At 31.5% G+C, this 19,784-nt stretch carries 16 protein-coding genes and 1 riboswitch; of the genes, 13 read left to right on the top strand and 3 right to left on the bottom strand.

The annotated features are described in order from the left end of the window. The first annotated feature begins 10 nt into the window (after nt 1-10). From B8978_RS04200 to B8978_RS04190, 3 genes are read left to right on the top strand one after another with little or no spacing between them, the layout of a single operon-like run. Nucleotides 11-829 (top strand): AAC(3) family N-acetyltransferase, encoded by an 819-nt coding sequence (locus B8978_RS04200; RefSeq protein ID WP_084114068.1) that lies wholly within the window; start codon nt 11-13, stop codon nt 827-829. 11 nt (nt 830-840) lie between these two features. Further along, a complete protein-coding gene (locus B8978_RS04195) occupies nt 841-1,755 on the top strand; it encodes a Gfo/Idh/MocA family protein (protein WP_084114067.1) in 915 nt (304 codons plus the stop codon). Nucleotides 1,756-1,776: 21 nt separating this feature from the next. Next, nucleotides 1,777-2,238: an RpiB/LacA/LacB family sugar-phosphate isomerase gene (locus tag B8978_RS04190; RefSeq protein ID WP_084114066.1), complete on the top strand. Its 462-nt coding sequence runs from the start codon at nt 1,777-1,779 to the stop codon at nt 2,236-2,238. Between the two features lie 49 nt (nt 2,239-2,287). On the opposite strand, the gene B8978_RS04185 is transcribed toward B8978_RS04190, so the two are convergent. From B8978_RS04185 to B8978_RS04175, 3 genes are all read right to left on the bottom strand, one after another. Then, a complete protein-coding gene (locus B8978_RS04185; protein ID WP_084114065.1) occupies nt 2,288-2,761 on the bottom strand; it encodes a hypothetical protein in 474 nt (157 codons plus the stop codon). 181 nt (nt 2,762-2,942) lie between these two features. Next, nucleotides 2,943-3,587, bottom strand: a complete 645-nt coding sequence (locus B8978_RS04180; RefSeq protein WP_084114064.1) for a DUF4397 domain-containing protein — start codon at nt 3,585-3,587, stop codon at nt 2,943-2,945. A gap of 100 nt (nt 3,588-3,687) precedes the next feature. Beyond that, a complete protein-coding gene (locus B8978_RS04175) occupies nt 3,688-4,248 on the bottom strand; it encodes a nitroreductase family protein (RefSeq protein WP_084114062.1) in 561 nt (186 codons plus the stop codon). A 354-nt stretch (nt 4,249-4,602) separates the two neighbouring features. Between B8978_RS04175 and licT the strand changes: the two genes are divergently transcribed. The 10 genes from licT (at nt 4,603) to purH (ending at nt 19,236) form a co-directional block, all read left to right on the top strand. Beyond that, on the top strand, nt 4,603-5,439 hold the full coding sequence (gene licT, locus B8978_RS04170) for a BglG family transcription antiterminator LicT (protein ID WP_084114060.1): 837 nt from the start codon (nt 4,603-4,605) through the stop codon (nt 5,437-5,439). Nucleotides 5,440-5,819: 380 nt separating this feature from the next. Then, complete coding sequence (locus tag B8978_RS04165) at nt 5,820-7,712, top strand: beta-glucoside-specific PTS transporter subunit IIABC (RefSeq protein WP_084114058.1); 1,893 nt, start codon at nt 5,820-5,822, stop codon at nt 7,710-7,712. A gap of 37 nt (nt 7,713-7,749) precedes the next feature. Then, entirely contained in the window at nt 7,750-9,168 is a 1,419-nt protein-coding gene (locus tag B8978_RS04160; protein WP_139795960.1) for a 6-phospho-beta-glucosidase, read from the top strand. 178 nt (nt 9,169-9,346) lie between these two features. After that, nucleotides 9,347-13,111, top strand: a complete 3,765-nt coding sequence (locus B8978_RS04155; protein WP_084114054.1) for a phosphoribosylformylglycinamidine synthase — start codon at nt 9,347-9,349, stop codon at nt 13,109-13,111. A gap of 169 nt (nt 13,112-13,280) precedes the next feature. Further along, nucleotides 13,281-13,380: riboswitch (purine riboswitch) on the top strand. A gap of 100 nt (nt 13,381-13,480) precedes the next feature. Continuing rightward, nucleotides 13,481-13,960 carry a 5-(carboxyamino)imidazole ribonucleotide mutase gene (gene purE / locus B8978_RS04150; RefSeq protein WP_084114052.1) on the top strand — a complete coding sequence of 160 codons (480 nt, stop codon included), beginning with the start codon at nt 13,481-13,483 and terminating at the stop codon, nt 13,958-13,960. Further along, the gene (gene purC, locus B8978_RS04145; protein ID WP_084114050.1) at nt 13,960-14,667 is read left to right on the top strand and encodes a phosphoribosylaminoimidazolesuccinocarboxamide synthase; all 708 of its coding nucleotides are present in this window, start codon (nt 13,960-13,962) and stop codon (nt 14,665-14,667) included. Before purE ends, purC begins: the two co-directional genes overlap by 1 nt. 23 nt (nt 14,668-14,690) lie before the next feature. Beyond that, nucleotides 14,691-16,097 carry an amidophosphoribosyltransferase gene (purF, locus tag B8978_RS04140; RefSeq protein ID WP_084114048.1) on the top strand — a complete coding sequence of 469 codons (1,407 nt, stop codon included), beginning with the start codon at nt 14,691-14,693 and terminating at the stop codon, nt 16,095-16,097. A gap of 23 nt (nt 16,098-16,120) precedes the next feature. Continuing rightward, nucleotides 16,121-17,116 carry a phosphoribosylformylglycinamidine cyclo-ligase gene (purM, locus tag B8978_RS04135; RefSeq protein WP_084114046.1) on the top strand — a complete coding sequence of 332 codons (996 nt, stop codon included), beginning with the start codon at nt 16,121-16,123 and terminating at the stop codon, nt 17,114-17,116. Then, nucleotides 17,104-17,715: a phosphoribosylglycinamide formyltransferase gene (purN, locus tag B8978_RS04130; RefSeq protein WP_084114044.1), complete on the top strand. Its 612-nt coding sequence runs from the start codon at nt 17,104-17,106 to the stop codon at nt 17,713-17,715. The genes purM and purN overlap by 13 nt, the downstream gene beginning before the upstream one ends. Nucleotides 17,716-17,733: 18 nt before the next feature. Beyond that, the gene (purH, locus tag B8978_RS04125) at nt 17,734-19,236 is read left to right on the top strand and encodes a bifunctional phosphoribosylaminoimidazolecarboxamide formyltransferase/IMP cyclohydrolase (protein ID WP_084114042.1); all 1,503 of its coding nucleotides are present in this window, start codon (nt 17,734-17,736) and stop codon (nt 19,234-19,236) included. Nucleotides 19,237-19,784: the final 548 nt, after the last annotated feature.

Genomic DNA, 19,784 nt, shown 5'->3' with positions numbered 1-19,784 from the left:
GTTGGTATTTTTGAGTGAACAAAACATAATAGAAAAAACAAAGAAAATGAATACAGTAGATTCAATAAATAGAGAACTACTAAAACTTGGTATTAATAAAAACGATATCATATTAGTACATTCTTCATTATCAAGTATTGGATGGACTTGCGGAGGTGTACAGGCAGTAATAATGGCACTTTTAAAATCGGTAGGAGATAGCGGAACTATTGTAATGCCAGCACATAGTGGAGATATATCAGATCCAGCTAATTGGGAGAATCCACCTGTACCAAAGGAATGGATAGATAAAATATATGAAAGTATGCCAGCCTTTGATGTTAACATAACACCAACAAGGGGTATGGGAAGTATTGCAGAACTTTTTAGAACTTTACCAAATACAAAAAGATCTAATCATCCACAGGTTTCGTTTTCTGCAAATGGTAAATATGCCGAGGATGTTACTAAGGAACATAAGTTAACACCTCAATTTGGGATAAACACTCCATTAGGTAAGATGTATGAATTAAATGCAAAAGTACTTTTACTTGGGGTTGGATATGATTCATGTACAAGTTTTCATTTAGCTGAGGTTTTAACTAACAAAATGGAAAAAACAAAAAACGGAACTGTAGTAATGGAAGATGGAAATAGAGTTTGGAAATGGTTTGAGGATTTTGAATACGATTCAGATATGGATTTTCAAAAGCTTGGTGAGGATTTTGAAAAAACGGGAAATGTTAACATTGGAATGGTAGGAAATGCAACTTGCAAATTATTTAATATGAAAACAGGTGTGGATTTTGCAAAAATGTGGCTTTTAAATAACAGATTTAAAGATAAGTAAGGGGATATATTATGGAAAATAACAAACTTCGTATTGGAATAATAGGACTTGGGGACATTGCACAAAAAGTATATTTGCCATTTCTTTCAAAAGAAAAAAATTGGTCTATAGTAGGAGCTTTTTCGCCAACAGAGTCAAAGAGAAGAAAAATTTGCATGGACTATAGAATTAAAGACTTTTCAAATTTAGATGATTTAATCGAAGTTAGTGATGCCGTTTTTGTTCACAGTTCAACAGTTTCACATTTTGAGATTGTAGAGAAAGCTTTAAAAAAGGGAAAAGATGTGTATGTGGACAAACCATTAGGTGCAACTATTGAAGAGGCTGAAAAATTAGCTGAATTAAGTGAAAGATTAGGAAGAAAGCTTATGGTTGGGTTTAATCGAAGATTTGCACCAATGTATGTAAAGGCCAAGGAACAATCACAAAATTTAGCTTGGGCACGTATTGAAAAACATAGACTTAATTCAATTAGAGAAGTTGATTTTAGATTTACAATGTATGATGATTATATTCATTTGGTTGATACAGCGAGATGGCTTGGTGAACCTATAAATTCAATAAGTGGTAGAATAAAGTTAGGCAATAAGGATGAATTGATTTTTGCTCATCATGACTATGCAACAAAAAATAACAGCCATATATTTATTGGCATGCACAGAAAAGCAGGTACAAATTTAGAACAAATTGAACTTGTAAATGAAAATTCAATAATTAGAGTTAAAAATATGGAGACAATGGAAGTTGAAAACAATGGACAAGTTATAACAACAATGTCAGGTTCGTGGGATACAATATTAAAACGAAGAGGGTTTGAAGATACGATAATGCATTTTATAAATTCAATCTTAGGGGATACAAAACCTTTAATTGATGGAGAGGAGGCTTTTAAGACACAAAAACTTGTTCATGATATGATGGTATAATATATATGGAGGTGTATAAATATGAAAATTGCAGTAGCAAGTGATCATGCTGGATATTCTTTAAAAGAAGAAGTGAAAGCGTATTTAGAAAGTGAAGGACATGAGGTTCTAGAATTTGGAACAAAGAGTGAAGAGGCATGTGATTTATCAGATTTTATTTATCCAGCGTCAATAGCTGTGGCAGAAGGAAAAGCTGACAGAGGAATATTTATTGATGGAGTTGGATATGGTAGTGCATTAATTGCAAATAAAATATATGGCTTAAATGCAGCGGTTTGTCAGGATCCATTTTGTGCATCACTTGCACGTAAGCATTCTAACACAAATGTGCTTTGCATTGGGGCTAAGATAATAGGTTCTGCAATAGCAATGGAAATTGTAAAAGTATGGTTAACTACAGATTTCCTTAAGGATATTGAAAAATACAAAAGGCGCGTTGATAAAGTAAATGAGATATCAGAAAAGCATTTAAAAAAATTATAAGGACAAACTAAGAAAGTGGATGATTAAAAAATGAATCATCCACTTTAATTTAATATTTACTTAAAACGTCTTCAATCATTTTTATTTGATTGGATTTATTATCGATAATCTCAGACAGTAGTCTGTAAGTTATTGTATTAATATCATCTTTTCCAACTACAAATCTACCTTTAATATCTAATAAAAGAGATAACATATCATTTTCCAAATCTAATGAAAATTTTAAATAATCTTTAATGTTGTGGATTTTTACAGAATAAGTTCTTCTATTGAATTCATTAATTAAAAAAGACATTTTGTCATATATCTGAAAATCAATGTCTTCGACATTTTCATGACCAATTTTATTTTTTAATTCTTTATAATAGTTTATTGTTTTGTCATTTCGTGTTATAAAAACTTTTGACATAATGTTTATGGGAGGAAAGTTTTTATTGTCTTTATCTATATTTTCATATAAAGTTTTCTTTTTAATAGCAATAGCAATAGCTTTGTCAATTAGGTCCATAACGTTGTAGCCCATAGATTCTGTCTCCTTAAATTTAGGTATAAATATTATTAAATCAATGTAATTGTTAATATTGTAAATGTAATAAATTAAGATTAGATTAAAATTATTGTGTAGCTAAATAAGCAATTACTTATTCAACTACATAATAATATCATAAGTATAATTAAATGTGTACAGTATAAAATGGTAACAGTCACCTTGGTTCTGTAACTAATATTGCTTCAAGTGGTTTGGAACCACCTGCAGGATCTCCAACAGCGTAAATTGTATAATAAGTATTAGGCAAAAGTTCTATTCCAGAAAGAGAGAGCACAATGTTGTTTGTACCTGTGGGGATAACATTAAAAGCATATGTGCCAGAAGGAATACAGGCATAGTCTGTAATGTCTTTAAAACCAACGTTATTAAATACTTTTACACCATTTGAAAGTGTTACGTCAACTGCTGGTGCAGTAGGTGATAGATGAATAAATCTTATGCAAGCTTTTCCAAAATTTTGTGCACTAATTGGTTCAGGAATTGTATATAGACTTATATCAGGAAGTTTTCCAATGACGGCTACATTAAATATGCTATTAGCAGGAATATATACATCTGTAGACAAAACTGGATTAGTAGTTTGACCTGTAGGATAAACTTTAATATTATAATTCCCAGGCAAAACAGGGATGTATTTTGACAACTCTTTATAAGAAAGATTTGTAACTAAAAGACTATCGTTGGCATAGACATCAACAGCAGGTGCATTAGGTGAGGCATGGAACACTCTAATATAAGAATTTGGCTCTTCAGCTCTATATGGATCTTCACTCATTGCTTCATATGGACAATAAAACATAATTTTAACTCCTCTTTATTTTTAACCATTACTATAATATGACTGGAAGTCTGAATTGTGTACATAAAAATAAGTCACCATAAAATGGTGACAAATAGGATTATTTAATTATATTTACTTTGTTTTCTTTTCGTGCAGGAGCTTTAGTAGTTTCAGAAGCAGCATAACCTATAGCTATGGAATTTATTGGAGTGTATCCTTCAGGTATACCAAGTTCATTTTTTAATGCTTCATTGTTACCATTTCCAAATATATAAGGCATACTTCCTATCCAACATGTACCAAGACCTAAAGCCTTTGCAGCTAGTAAAATGTTTTCAGTTGCAGCACTGCAGTCAGCTTCCGGATTAGCAGCTTTAGTATCACCAGATATTATTATGGCTGTTGGGGCATTGTAAAACACTTTATATTTTTCGTTATTAGCCATAGCTTTTAATTGATCAACACCAGATTTAAGAAAAGTTTCTTTGGCGGTTTGTGTAAAGTTTTCAAGTACCTTACCATTTTGGATAACGGTAAAATGCCAAGATTGTTGATTAATAGCACTAGGTGCATATAATCCAGCTTCTAAAACCTCTTGCAATTCCTCATCTTTAATTTGTTCATCTTTAAAAACTCTAACACTTCTTCTTTCTTTTATAGTATTTAATACTTCATTCATAAAATTCAGTCCCTTCTTAATGTATAAATAATTGTGCTTAATTTAATTGCATATTGATTATATAGCTATTTGGAGATAAAATGAAGTAAGCACTTTTATGTAAGTAAGTAACTTTATAGTAAGTTTAAACTCACTTATTGTAAAGGGGGTAATAATGTTGAGAAAAGTTGTTGACAAATAATATGAAAGGAGCTATTATAAATGTATAGTAAACGCTTTCAAATAAATATAGTGATTGTTACTGATTCGATCAGGCGAGACCTTAACTATTGAAAAGAGGCATTTTTGTTTCTTTTGAACAGTTAGGGTTTTTATTCTCTAAAATAGGATAATACAATAAATGAGGGGATAAGTATGATAATACAAAAGATATTTAATAATAATGCCATAGTAGCTAAGGAGTCAGACAAACATGAATTTGTTGTTATGGGACGAGGAATTGGATTCAAAAAGAATGTTGGGGAAAAGGTAGAGGAAAATTTAATAGAAAAAACTTTTATTCTTAAGCAAAAAGATGCTTCAGAGAAGTTCAAATTACTATTAGAAGATATTCCTGCAGAACATGTCTCAATTTGCTATGACATTATTGAATATGCAAAAAATATATTAGGTGTAGAACTTAATGACTATATATATGTAACCCTTACGGATCATATCAGCAATGTATTGAAGATGTTTGATGAAGGTTTTAATACTCCTAACATACTAATTTGGGAAATTAAAAAGTTTTATCCTAAAGAGTTTAGAGTTGGATTAAAAGCACTAGAATTTATTGAAAATGAAACAAGTAAAAAATTGCCGGAGGATGAGGCTGGAAACATAGCACTGCATTTAATAAATGCACAAGGTAAAAATAATAGTAGTAAAGTAGAAGATGTTGTCCACCAAACAAAAATGGTACAAGATATTTTAAATATTGTAAAATATACATACAATATTTCACTGGATGAAAAATCAATTAGTTATGAAAGATTTGTTACACATTTAAGATTCTTTTTTCAAAGGATGGATAATGTAGAAAAAGCAGAAAATAGAGAAAATGAAGATGACTTTTTGTTAAAACAAGTTAAAGAAAAGTATAAAGAAGCTTATAAATGTATGCTTAAAATAGAAAAATATTTAGAAAAAAAGTTATCAGATGAAGAACAATTATATTTAACAATTCATATTCAACGTGTCACTCAAAGGTAAGCTTATTGCTTATTGATATTGATTAGGTAATAAAGATAAAAAAAGTATAAATAAGTTTATAAAACTATTGACAATAAATCAAAAAAAATATATTATAAGCATGTAAACTAAACGATTACAATTGAATATTGGGATTGTTACTGATTCGATCAGGCGAGACCTTAATTAATGAGAAGAAATAAAAATTATTTCTTTTGATTAATTGAGGTCTTCATTGTTTAAATCAAAAAAATATCCTTTAGGTTGTTACTGGTAAAGCAGGCGAGACTAAAATATATATAGTAAAGTTGTATTTTGTACACTTTCCTTATATACGTTTTGTCTCGCTTTTTTTATAAATGCAATTATAAATATAAAATTATAAAAGGGAGATGTGGAAAATGAAATACGAAAAGTTAGCAAAGGACATAATCCAAAATGTTGGTGGAAAAGAAAATGTTAATAGTTTAACTCATTGTGTTACACGTTTACGTTTTAAATTAAAAGATGAAAACAAAGCAAATACTGAAGTTTTGAAAAACATGGATGGTGTTGTAACTGTTATCAAAAGTGGAGGGCAATATCAGGTAGTCATTGGTAATCATGTTCCTGATGTTTATGATGATGTTGTTACAATAGGCGGTTTTGCAGGTGCTTCAGAATCAGCAGAATCAGGTGAAAAAGTAAATGCTCTTAATAAATTTATTGATATTATTTCAGGTGTATTTACACCAATCCTTGGAGCAATGTGTGCAACAGGTATGATAAAAGGTCTGGCTGCACTTCTAGTGGCATTAAAGGTACTTACAAGTACATCAGGTACTTATCAGATTTTGTATGGAATAGGCGATTCACTCTTTTATTTCTTCCCAATCATTCTAGGATATACAGCTGCTAAGAAATTTAAACTTAATGAAGTTGTTGGTATGACCATAGGTGCAGCACTAGTATATCCAGCAATAGCTAATTTAACAGCTGGTAAACCATTGTATACGGTATTTAATGGCAGTGTACTACAATCATCTGTATATTTAACCTTTTTAGGAATTCCAGTTATATTAATGAGTTATTCATCAAGTGTTATTCCTATTGTGTTATCAGCATATGTAGGTTCTAAGATAGAAAAAGGTTTTAAGAAGATAGTGCCAGATGTAGTTAAAACATTTTTAGTTCCATTTTGTACATTACTAGTTACTGTTCCACTAGCATTTATAATAATTGGGCCAGTTGCAACTTGGGCAGGAAAATTAATAGGAGCAGGTACGTTAGCTATATACAGCTTAAGTCCAATTATTGCAGGCTTATTTGTAGGAGCATTTTGGCAAGTATTTGTTATATTTGGATTACATTGGGGATTAGTTCCTATAATGCTAAACAATATAGCCGTATTACACTATGATCCAGTAATTGCTACATTTTTCGCCGCTTCATTTGCTCAAACTGGTGTAGTATTAGCAGTTTTAATTAGAACAAAGAATAAAAAATTAAAATCAATAGCATTCCCAGCATTTATTTCAGGAATATTCGGGGTTACAGAACCAGCTATCTATGGTGTAACATTGCCACGTAAAAAACCATTTATAATAAGTTGTATTGGAGCTTCAATAGGTGGAGGGATATTGGGAGCCATGGGAAGTAAAATGTACATGCTTGGTGGCTTTGGTATATTTGGAATACCTAGTTTTGTTGGAAAAAATGGTTTTGATAGAGGATTTTATGGATCAATTGTATCTATTATAGTAAGTTTTATTTTTGGATTTGTAATAATGTTTGTTGTAGGACTCGGTGATGAAAAAATAAGTGAGGAACTTAAAGAAGAAAAAAAGGAAGAATTAGTTAAACAAGAAACATTAGTTAGTCCATTAAAAGGTGAAGTTAAAGCTTTAGCTGAAGTTGAAGATGAAGCATTTTCAAAAGGCGCATTGGGAAAGGGAATTGCAATTGAACCAACAGAAGGAAAAGTTGTTTCTCCAGTAGATGGTGTGTTAACGACTCTATTCCCAACAGGTCATGCACTTGGAATTACTAGTGATAAAGGGGCAGAAATATTGATTCACATTGGCATGGATACCGTAGAGCTAGAAGGAAAGTATTTTACTGCTAAAGTAAAACAAGGTGAGAAAGTTACTAAAGGTCAGTTATTATTAGAATTTAATGTGGCTGCAATAAAGGATGAGGGGTATTCATTAACAACACCTATAGTAATTACTAATTCAGGTAGTTACTTAGATGTTATTGAAACAGATAAAAAGACTGTTGATTACAAAGATGACTTGCTAATAGTAATGATTTAGGCATATTCTAATAAATACAATGAGGGAGGAGAAAGGTATGAAAAATAAATTTCAAGAAGGTTTTTTATGGGGAGGAGCAGTTGCTGCAAACCAATGTGAAGGAGCATGGAATGTAGGTGGAAAAGGTATTAGTACTGCAGACGTTGCTACAGGAGGTGCTGTAGATAAAAAACGTGAATATACTGATGGTATTGTAGAAGGACAATATTACCCTTCACATAAAGCTATTGATTTTTATCATCATTATAAAGAAGACATTGCATTATTAGCTGAAATGGGTTTTAAATGTTTTCGTACATCAATAGCTTGGACAAGAATATTTCCAATTGGAGATGAAGCACAGCCAAATGAAGAAGGGTTAAAATTTTATGATGATTTATTTGATGAATGTTTAAAATACGGAATTGAACCAGTTGTTACAATTTCTCACTATGAAATGCCCTATGGACTAGTTGAAAAATATGGTTCATGGAGGAATCGTAAGTTGGTAGATTTCTATTTAAATTACTGCAAGGCAATATTTAACCGTTATAAAAATAAGGTTAAATATTGGATGACTTTTAACGAAATAAACGTTATAACATTACATCCATTTATACCAGCTGGAATAAAATTTAAAGATGGAGAAAATGAAGAACAAGTTTGTTATCAAGCAGCTCACCATCAATTTATAGCAAGTGCAAAGGCTGTAAAACTTGGGCATGAAATAAACCCTGATTTTAAAATTGGTTGTATGATTCTTTATCCACTAACCTATGCAGAAACTTGTAATCCAAAAGATGTGCAAACAGCTAATGAAACTATGAATAAACATTATTTATTTACAGATATACAAGTAAGAGGTTATTATCCAAACAATATGAAGTGTTATTTTGAAAGAAATAATATCAATATAAAAATAGAGAATGGTGATGATAAGATATTAAGAGATGGCACAGTTGATTATATAGGATTTAGTTATTATATGTCACTAGTAGTTAGCTCTAAACCATCAGAGGATACTTCTACAGCTGGAAACATGTTAGGAGGAATAAGAAATCCTTATTTACAAGCATCTGATTGGGGATGGCAAATTGACCCAGAGGGACTTAGGATTTCTTTGAACAATTTATATGATAGGTATCAAAAGCCATTATTTGTTGTTGAAAATGGACTAGGTGCTGTAGATAATAAGGAGGAAGATGGATCAGTTAATGACGATTACAGAATTGATTACCTTAGAAGGCATATAGTTGAAATGAAGAAGGCAGTAACAATTGATGGAGTTGATCTTATGGGTTATACACCTTGGGGTTGTATTGACTTAATTAGTGCCTCCACGGGTGAAATGAAAAAACGTTATGGCTTCATATATGTTGACAAAGAAAATGATGGAAGTGGGACTTTAGAGAGAGCTAGGAAAAAGAGTTTTTATTGGTATAAAGATGTAATAAGAACAAATGGAGAAAAATTATAATAAAGTTTGATATAAAACTGCACTGGGTGTTCTTATACATTAGTGCAGTTTTTATTTAGCTTTCTTTATTTATAAAACTCTTTATTTATTAATGGATATATATTATAATATCATTGAACGAATGATAGTTGTAAATAATAAAAAAATGTTCGTAAAAAAATAATAAGGAGAATCTTAAATGAACGATAAGGTTAGAAGAATATTTGTAGAGAAAAAGAAAGGCTTTGACGTGGAAGCCTCGGAATTATTCAATGATATTAAAGAAAACCTTAATATTGAAGGACTAAAAAACCTAAGAATATTAAACCGTTATGATGTCTTCGAAATTTCAGATGAAGAATGGGAAAATGCTAAAAAAATAATATTTTCAGAACCAGTAGTTGATAACATATATGATGAAGAATTAGAAATTGGTGAAAATAGTAAGAGTTTTGCAGTTGAATTTTTACCAGGACAATACGATCAAAGAGCTGATTCAGCTGCTCAATGTATTAAAATATTATCACAAAATGAGAAATCTAATGTGGCAAGTGCAAAGCAATATATATTAGATGGGGACATATCTAAAGAGGATTTAGAAAAAATAAAAAAATATTGCATAAATCCAGTAGATTCAAGAGAAGCTCTTTTCGAAAAACCAAAAACTTTAGAAAATCAAGTTGAATTACCTAGTGATGTTAAAATATTAAATGATTTTATAGAAATGAACGAAGAAAAGCTTGAAGAATTCCGATTAGAGGAAGGTCTTGCAATGAGCTTTGATGATATTAAATTTTGTCAAAAATATTTCAAAGATGAAGAGAAAAGAAACCCTAGTTATACAGAAATAAAAGTTATAGATACTTATTGGTCTGATCACTGTAGGCATACAACTTTTGCAACAGAAATAGAAAATGTAAAATTTGAAGTCGGTAATTACAATAAAGCAGTTGCTAAGGTATATGAAGACTATATAGCTGTAAGAAAAGATGTATATAAAGATGAAAAAAGAGAAATTTGTCTTATGGATATAGCTCTTATGGCAATGAAAGAAATAAAGAAAAATGGAAAACTTAAAGATCTTGATACTTCTGATGAAATAAATGCATGTAGTATTGAAACTGAAGTTCTTATAAATGGCAAAAAAGAAAAATGGCTTATTATGTTTAAAAATGAAACACATAACCATCCTACAGAAATCGAACCTTTTGGTGGTGCAGCCACATGTATTGGTGGATGTATAAGAGATCCACTTTCGGGTAGAGTATATGTTTATCAAGCTATGAGAGTAACAGGTAGTGCAGATCCAAGAAGAAAAATTGAAGATACTATACCAGGAAGATTGCCTCAAAGAAAAATTACAACAGGTGCGGCTCATGGATATAGTTCTTATGGTAATCAGATAGGACTTGCAACAGGACAGGTTTCAGAAGTATATCATGAAGGATATGCAGCTAAGAGAATGGAAGTAGGTGCGGTTATTGGAGCAGCGCCTAAAAAGAATGTAGTAAGAAAGAAACCAGAAGCTGGAGATATAATAGTGCTTCTTGGTGGTAGAACAGGCAGAGACGGATGTGGTGGTGCAACAGGATCATCTAAAGAACATAATGAAGAATCTCTACTTACTTGTGGCGCAGAAGTTCAAAAGGGAAATGCGCCTACAGAAAGAAAAATTCAAAGACTTTTTAGAAATCCAGAAGCAAGCACATTGATTAAAAAATGTAATGACTTTGGAGCTGGCGGAGTTTCGGTAGCAATTGGAGAACTTAGTGATGGATTAGAAATTAATTTAGATTTAGTTACTAAAAAATACGAAGGACTTGATGGAACAGAACTTGCTATTTCAGAATCACAGGAAAGAATGGCAGTAGTTGTCTCTAAGGAAGATGCCGATAAATTTATAGAACTTTCACTTAATGAAAATTTAGAAGCAAAAAAAGTAGCTGTTGTAACAGAAGAACCTAGATTAAAATTAAAGTGGAGAGATAAATACATTGTAGATATAAGCAGAGCTTTTCTTGATACAAATGGTATAAGACAAAAAGTTGATATATTTGTTAAAGAACCAGATAAAGCAAAAGATTACTTTAAAGCACAAGGTGATGTTAAGAATATAAAGGATAAAATTCTAGACACTTTAAAAGATTTAAATGTTTGTAGCCAAAAAGGATTAGGTGAAAGATTTGATAGTACAATTGGAGCGAATAGTGTACTTTCACCATTTGGTGGTAAATATCAAATGACACCTGCAGAAGCAATGGCTGCTAAACTTCCAGTTTTAAATGGTGAAACGGAAACGGCAACTTTAATGACTTATGGATTTAATCCTAATCTTGCATCTTGGAGCCCCTTCCATGGAGCCTTATATGCTGTGATAGAATCAGTTTCAAAGATAGTGGCATGTGGTGGAGATTTTAGTAGTGTAAGACTTACTTTTCAGGAATATTTTGAAAGACTAAATAAAGAAGCAGAAAGATGGGGAAAACCTTTCTCAGCTTTACTTGGAGCTTTTTATGCACAGAGAATGCTTGAGATACCAGCTATAGGTGGAAAAGACAGTATGTCAGGTACATTTAAGGACATGGATGTTCCACCAACGCTTGTAAGTTTTGCAGTAAACATAGTCAATGCGAACAATGTTATATCACAGGAATTTAAAAAAATAGGAAGTAAGGTAATTGTGATTCCTGTAATAAGAGATGAAGATGAACTTCCTGATTTTAAATTATTAAAGGATGGATATAATAAAGTAAACAAATTAATATCAGAGAAAAAAGTTTGTGCTTCATATACTGTTAAACAAGGTGGAATTGTAGAAGCTATAGGAAAAATGTCTTTTGGAAACAAAATTGGTGTTACCATTAATGCTAATGTTAAAGAAGAGCTTCTTTTTTCACCTGACTTTGGATCAATTGTTCTAGAAATAGCTGAAGGTGAAAATATAAGTGAAATTATGGGGGACACAAAGTATATTGAACTTGGCTTCACTAATGATAAGGAAGACATTATCTATAAAGATGTACGTCTTTCTATAGATGAACTTTTAAATTCTTGGACTGAACCGTTGGAGACAATATTCCCAACTAAAGCTGCAGTTAGTGATAAAAATATTATAACTAAAGAATGGAATATAAGAAACAGAAAAGCACCAGCAATAAAAATTGCAAAACCAAGAGTGTTCATTCCTGTTTTTCCTGGAACAAACTGTGAATATGACTCAGAAAAGGCATTTATAAAAGCTGGAGCTGAATGCAAGGTTATGGTCCTTAAGAATTTAGACTCAAAACTTATTGAGGAATCAGTAGATTATATGGCAAGAGAAATTGAAAAATCACAAATTATAATGCTTCCGGGAGGATTTAGTGCAGGTGATGAACCTGATGGATCAGGAAAGTTTATTGCAGCAGTTTTAAGAAATCCTAAGGTTTCAGAAAGCATAATGAAGCTTTTAAAACAAAGAGACGGATTAATGCTAGGAATATGCAATGGCTTCCAGGCACTTATAAAACTAGGATTAGTTCCATTTGGAGAAATTAGAGATATTGATGAGAACTGCCCTACATTAACTTATAACAACATAGGAAGACACGTATCGACTGTGGTAAATACTAAGATTATATCAACAAAATCACCTTGGCTTTTAGGGGTAAATACTGGGGATATACATTCTATTCCAGTATCTCATGGAGAAGGAAGATTTGTTGGAAAAGAAGAAGTTATAAGAGGTCTATTTGAAAACGGACAGGTTGCAACTCAATATGTAGACTTTAAGGGTAATCCAACCTTTGATATTGAATTTAACCCAAATGGTTCTATGTTTGCAGTAGAAGGTATAACAAGTCCAGATGGAAGAGTTTTAGGTAAGATGGCACACAGTGAGAGAATCGGAAAAAATGTTGGAATTAATATTCCTGGAAACAAAGATCAAAAGATATTTGAATCAGGAGTAAGATATTTTAAATAATCAACGTAACATTCGTGATTCCAACAAAATACACTTAAATTTTGATAAAAATACGAACTAAAAATTGATAATATCATAAAATATACGTGTATACACGAATGCTATGATGAATTAAGTCGTAATCGTATTGACTTTTAAAAATCCTAATGTTAGTATTTACTTACGACGAATTGAAAATAAAATATGTATCCGTATAATCCTGATAATTGGTTCGGGAGTTTCTACAGAAAGCCGTAAACTTTCTCACTATGGGTAAATTTATAATATAATAGAGTTAAAATTTTTTAACTCTATTAGTTAAGAACTCTGCAGAGATGAATTTACTCATGATTTTTTGCAGAGTTTTTTAAATTTAAGGAGGTATTTTTAATGAAGGTTGCAATCATTTTTGGAAGTAAATCAGATGTAGATAAAATGAAAGGAGCTGCAAACGCACTTAAGGAATTTGGAGTTGAGTATAGTGCGCACATTTTATCAGCACATAGAGTTCCAGAAAAATTGGTGGAAGTAATTGATAAACTAGAAGATGAAGGTTATGAATGTATTATTGCAGGGGCTGGACTTGCAGCTCATCTACCAGGCGTAATTGCCTCTCATACAACACTGCCAGTTATAGGAGTTCCTATAAATGCTGCACTAAATGGAATGGACTCACTTCTAGCTATAGTCCAAATGCCAAAATCAATTCCAGTTGCTACAGTTGGAATAAACAACAGTTATAATGCAGGCATGTTAGCAGTTCAAATGTTATCCTTAAAGTATCCTGAAATAAAAGAAAAATTAAATTTATATAGAAAAAACATGAAAAGTAAATTTATAAGTGAAAATGAAGAAGGAGTGGAATTATAATGGAAAAAAAGGAATTATTATACGAAGGAAAAGCTAAAAAGGTTTATGCTACAGATAAGGCAGATGAGGTTGTAGTTTATTATAAGGATGATGCTACAGCATTTAACGGAGTAAAAAAAGGACAAATTGAAGACAAAGGTCAATTAAACAACAGCATAACTTCAATGTTATTTGAACTTGTAGAAAAACATGGAGTAAAAACACACTTTATTGAAAAACTAAATGAAAGAGAACAACTTTGCAAAAAAGTTGATATAGTTCCAGTTGAAGTAATAGTAAGGAACGTAGCAGCAGGAAGTATGGCTAAAAGACTTGGACTTGAAGAAGGAAGTCCTTTAAAGACAACAGTATTCGAAATATGTTATAAAAATGATGATTATGATGATCCACTAATAAATGATACGCATGCAGTAGCTATTGGTCTTAGTACTTTTGAAGAATTAAAGACAATATATGCAATGACTGATAAAGTAAATGAAATACTTAAAGAGTTTTTCTTAAAACAAGGAATTAAACTTATTGATTTTAAATTAGAATTTGGTAGATACAATGGTGAAATATTATTAGCAGATGAAATATCACCAGATACTTGCAGACTATGGGATGTTAATACTAATGAAAAATTGGATAAAGACAGATTTAGAAGAGATATGGGTAATGTAAAGGAAGCATACGTTGAGATACTAAATAGAATAGCAGGGAAATAATTTTTTAAGAGAGGGAGTTTACCGTGATAGATTTCGAACAAGATAAATTTAAAGAAGAATGTGGCGTCTTCGGTATTTTTTCAAAAACTAATATTGATGTAGCACATTTGACATATTATGGACTATATGCTCTTCAACACAGAGGACAAGAGAGTGCAGGAATTGCGGTATGTAATGAAGGAGAAATTAATCTTCATAAAGGCATGGGGCTTGTAACAGATGTATTTGATACTGAAATACTAGATAAAATGCCTGGAAATGCTGCAATTGGACACGTAAGATATTCCACAACAGGTGGAAGTAATGTTGTCAATGCACAACCTATTTTCAGCAAATTTAAATTAGGTTCCATTTCTATTGCTCATAACGGAAATCTAGTTAATGCAGATGTTGTAAGAGAACTACTTCAGGATGGTGGAACAGTTTTTCAAACTTCGATAGATACTGAAGTTATATTAAACCTTATAGCAAGAAATGCTAAAAAAGGTATAGAAAATGCTGTTGCAGATACTATTCAAGCAATAAAAGGTTCATATGCAATTGTAATCTTAACAAATGACAAATTGATTGGTGTTAGAGATCCTAACGGTATACGCCCTCTTTGTATAGGTAAATTTGAAGACAGTTATGTTATGTGCTCAGAAAGCTGTGCACTCGATGCAATCGGAGCTGAATTTGTAAGGGATGTTGATCCTGGTGAAATAGTAATAATAGATAAAGAAGGAATTAGAAGCATAAATTTTGCAGAAAAAACAAAGTGTGAAACTTGTGTGTTTGAATATATATATTTTGCAAGACCAGATAGTGTTATTGACGGAATAAGTGTTTATAACTCAAGAGAACTTGCTGGAGAACAGCTTTTTAAAGAGTCACCTGTGGATGCAGACATAGTAATAGGGGTACCTGATTCAGGGCTCGCAGCAGCGGCTGGTTACGCTAAAGCATCTGGAATACCTTATGGTATAGGACTTATAAAAAATAGATATGTAGGAAGAACCTTTATTGCACCTACTCAAGAATTAAGGGAAAAGGCCGTATCTGTAAAGTTAAATCCTTTAAAAGTCAATATTGAAGGAAAAAGAGTTGTTATTATTGATGATTCAATAGTTAGGGGAACTACAAGTAAAAAACTTGTGGATTTACTTAGAAAAGCAGGAGCTAAAGAAATTCACTTTAGAGTTTCATCACCAATAGTAAAATTTCCATGTTATTTTGGAATAAACATTTCATATAGAAGTGAACTTATAGGGGCACAAAAAACAGTGGATGAAATAAGAGATTATATAGGTGCAGATAGCCTTGGATATCTAAGTATAGGATCACTTTTAAAAACTTTAGGCGAAGATAAAAAGTTTTGTCTTGGATGCTTAAAGGGAGTGTACCCAATTTCAGCACCAATGGAAGTTGATAAGGATAGATTTGAAGTATAAAATTTTTGAAAGGTTGTGTACTAATGGTAACTTATAAAGATGCTGGCGTTAATATAGAAGAGGGCTATGAAACAGTAAGTAAAATAAAAAAATATGCTAAAGAAACATACAATGATGGAGTTTTAAATAATCTCGGAAGCTTTGCAGGAATGTTTGCTATGGGGAATTACAAAAATCCTATACTTGTATCTGGTACTGATGGTGTTGGAACAAAACTTGCAATAGCATTTAAAATGAAAAAGTATGACACCGTTGGTATTGATTGTGTTGCTATGTGTGTTAACGATATTTTGTGTCATGGTGCAAAACCACTTTTTTTTCTTGATTATATGGCGTGTGGAAAGCTTGATTCTGAAACTGCTTCTCAAATTGTTAAAGGTGTATCAGAAGGGTGTCTTCAATCTGGTAGCGCACTTATAGGTGGAGAAACAGCAGAAATGCCAGGTTTTTATAAAGACGGTGATTATGATTTAGCTGGGTTTTCAGTAGGAGTAGTTGAAAGAGATGAGATTATAGACGGAAGTAAAATTCAAGATAATGATGTACTTATAGGAATAACATCTTCAGGTGTTCATAGTAATGGATTCTCATTAGTTAGAAAGTTGATTCCAGATATAGATATAGATTTTAATGGTAAAACAATTGGGGAAGTACTTCTTACTCCAACAAAAATTTATGTAAAGCCTGTATTGAAACTTATGGAGAAGTTCGAGATAAGAGGTATGGCACATGTAACTGGTGGTGGATTTTACGAAAACATACCAAGAATGTTTAAAGGAGATTTTACAGCTGTTATAAACAAAGATAGTTATGAAATACCTGAAATATTTAAATATCTTATGTCTCTTGGAGTAAAAGAAGAAGATATGTACAATACTTTTAATATGGGTATTGGATTTGTGTTATGCGTAAAAAAGGAAGACAAAGATTTAGTATTAGATGCTTTAAAAGAATTAGGAGAAGAAGCCTTTGAAATTGGTTATGTGAGGGCAGGAGGCAAAGGTGTATGTTTAAAATAGGAGTGCTAATTTCAGGTGGCGGCACCAATTTACAATCAATAATTGACAATGTAAATTCTGGATATTTAGATTGCAAAATTGAAATAGTGATTAGTGACAGTGAAAACGCTTATGGAATTGAAAGAGCTAGAAAAAGCGGCATAGATGCAGTAGCCTTACCTAAAAAACAATATGGAGATGCACTTTCAGATGAAATTTTAAAAATAGTAAGTGAAAGAAAAGTTGATTTAATTGTAACAGCGGGTTTCCTTTCTATTTTAAAGGGAGAACTTCTAAAAAAATATAAAAATAAGATAATTAATATTCATCCATCTTTAATACCATCATTTTGTGGAAAAGGTATGTATGGCTTAAATGTTCATAAAGCTGCTATAAATTATGGTGTTAAAACTTCAGGATGTACAGTACATTTTGTAGATGAGGGAACAGATACAGGACCAATAATTATACAAAAGGCTGTACCTGTTTTTTCTGATGATACTGCAGAGATTTTGCAAAAAAGAGTATTAGATAAAGAACATGAAGCACTTCCAGAAGCCATTAAACTTATTGCAGAAGATAAGCTTGAAGTTCATGACAGAAGAGTACTTATTAAGTAATCTAGGAGGAAATAAATAATGATAAAAAGAGCATTAATAAGTGTTTTTAATAAAGACAATATATTAAAACTTGCTAAATTTCTTATAGAAAAAGATGTTGAAATAATATCTACTGGTGGAACGTTCAAATATCTTAAAGAAAATGACGTTAAAGTAACAGAGATATCAGAAATTACAGGATTCCCTGAAATGCTTGATGGAAGAGTTAAAACACTTCATCCTAAAATACATGGTGGAATATTAGCAATAAGAGATAATGAAGAGCATATGAAGACAATTGAAGAACATGACATTAAAGCAATTGATATGGTAGTAGTCAATCTTTATCCATTCTTTGATAAGGTTCAAGAAGATTTAAGTTTTGATGAAAAAATAGAATTTATTGATATCGGTGGACCTACAATGATAAGAGCAGCAGCTAAAAACTTTAAGGATGTAACAGTTTTAACTGATGTAAATGATTATGAAGAAGTAATGAAAGAAATAGAAAATCATGGTGATGTTTCTTTTGGTAAAAAAAGAGTTCTTGCAGGTAAGGTATTTAATTTAATGGCAGCTTATGATGCAGCAGTTAGTAGATTTTTACTTGGAGAAGAGGTTTATCCTGAATATCTAAACATGTCTTACAAAAAGGTAATGGACTTAAGGTATGGGGAAAATCCACATCAAAGTGCGGCTTATTATGCGGCTACATCAACTAAGGGTTCAATGAAAGACTTTGAACAACTTAATGGTAAAGAACTATCGTACAACAATATAAAAGATATGGATATTGCATGGAAAGTGGTTTGTGATTTTGAAGAACCAATGTGTTGTGCTGTTAAACATAACACGCCTTGTGGTGCAGCTGTAGCAGATAACATATATGATGCATATTTACGAGCTTTCTCATGCGATGAAGTTTCAATATTTGGTGGAATAGTTGCAGTAAATAGGACTTTAGATTTAAAAACAGCAGAGGAATTAGGAAAGATATTTTTAGAAATAGTTATTGCTCCAGATTTTGATAAAGATGCACTTGAGTTTTTACAAAAGAAGAAAAATTTAAGAGTTATTAAAGCTTTATGTAAGCCACAAGACAACAGAGAATATGCAAAAGTAGATGGTGGAATACTAGTTCAGGCATCAGACGATAAGCTTATTGATGAAGTTAAATATGTGACTGAAAAGAAACCAACAGATGCGGAAATGAAGGATTTAATTTTTGGTATGAAGGTTGTAAAATACGTTAAATCTAATGCCATAGTAGTTGTTAAAGATGGTATGGCTAAGGGTATTGGCGGTGGTCAAGTAAATAGAATTTGGCCAACAATAGATGCACTTAATAGAGCAAAAGATGGTGTTGTACTTGCATCGGATGCCTTCTTCCCATTCAATGATATAGTAGGAGAGGCAGCAAAACATAATATTAAAGCTATTATTCAGCCGGGGGGCTCAATAAGAGATAAAGATTCCATAGAAGCATGTAATGAGAATGGAATTGCAATGGTGCTTACTGGAATAAGACATTTTAAACACTAAAAGTTTTTGGGGGCTATTTTAAAATATAAAGAATCGTTTGAAAATTAAGTTGAAGCATGATATGAAGAAATTGCGAAGTATTGGTGAAGGGTTTTAACGATTGCTTCGCACGTTAAAAGGTGAAATGTTTATGGATAAATCCATAAAGGCTAAGGAAATTTTTCATCCTACGTCAGAAAAATAATGAATTTAAATTTATATGTCTTAATATTTAAAGATAACTTTAATATGTATTTTAACCGTAGCCTTTAGTGTTAATATGATGATTAATACTCATTCTTTGAACACCACGACCTTCGGTCAAAAAAATCAATGGCAATATACTTTAGATTATAGATTTTAAGTTCAAAGATTTTTCGCAGCATAGCGTAGAAAAATCATCTATAGCTTTTTCCACCGGAAAAAATATCACCTTTGAACAAGCGAAGTCGATGTTCAAACCCTTCATCTCGCTTTAGCGACCCTTCGCCTTTTCACCGCGAAGCATAGGTGAAAACCCTTCACCCGTACTTCGCAATTTATTGTTATTAAGAATTTAAATATTATTT

It is taken from the genome of Clostridium acidisoli DSM 12555, assembly GCF_900176305.1.
Taxonomy (GTDB): Bacteria; Bacillota; Clostridia; order Clostridiales; family Clostridiaceae; genus Clostridium_I; species Clostridium_I acidisoli.
The sequence above is the reverse complement of the archived record's forward strand: the minus strand, read 5'-3'. Positions and strand labels throughout refer to the sequence as shown.

Coding starts and splice junctions, on each gene's coding strand:
- B8978_RS04175 (WP_084114062.1), bottom strand. CDS start 4,248: ATGAATGAAGTATTAAATACTATAAAAGAAAGAAGAAGTGTTAGAGTT.
- licT (WP_084114060.1), top strand. CDS start 4,603: ATGATAATACAAAAGATATTTAATAATAATGCCATAGTAGCTAAGGAG.
- B8978_RS04190 (WP_084114066.1), top strand. CDS start 1,777: ATGAAAATTGCAGTAGCAAGTGATCATGCTGGATATTCTTTAAAAGAA.
- purN (WP_084114044.1), top strand. CDS start 17,104: ATGTTTAAAATAGGAGTGCTAATTTCAGGTGGCGGCACCAATTTACAA.
- B8978_RS04155 (WP_084114054.1), top strand. CDS start 9,347: ATGAACGATAAGGTTAGAAGAATATTTGTAGAGAAAAAGAAAGGCTTT.
- B8978_RS04185 (WP_084114065.1), bottom strand. CDS start 2,761: ATGGGCTACAACGTTATGGACCTAATTGACAAAGCTATTGCTATTGCT.
- B8978_RS04180 (WP_084114064.1), bottom strand. CDS start 3,587: ATGTTTTATTGTCCATATGAAGCAATGAGTGAAGATCCATATAGAGCT.
- purE (WP_084114052.1), top strand. CDS start 13,481: ATGAAGGTTGCAATCATTTTTGGAAGTAAATCAGATGTAGATAAAATG.
- B8978_RS04160 (WP_139795960.1), top strand. CDS start 7,750: ATGAAAAATAAATTTCAAGAAGGTTTTTTATGGGGAGGAGCAGTTGCT.
- purM (WP_084114046.1), top strand. CDS start 16,121: ATGGTAACTTATAAAGATGCTGGCGTTAATATAGAAGAGGGCTATGAA.
- B8978_RS04165 (WP_084114058.1), top strand. CDS start 5,820: ATGAAATACGAAAAGTTAGCAAAGGACATAATCCAAAATGTTGGTGGA.
- purC (WP_084114050.1), top strand. CDS start 13,960: ATGGAAAAAAAGGAATTATTATACGAAGGAAAAGCTAAAAAGGTTTAT.
- purH (WP_084114042.1), top strand. CDS start 17,734: ATGATAAAAAGAGCATTAATAAGTGTTTTTAATAAAGACAATATATTA.
- B8978_RS04195 (WP_084114067.1), top strand. CDS start 841: ATGGAAAATAACAAACTTCGTATTGGAATAATAGGACTTGGGGACATT.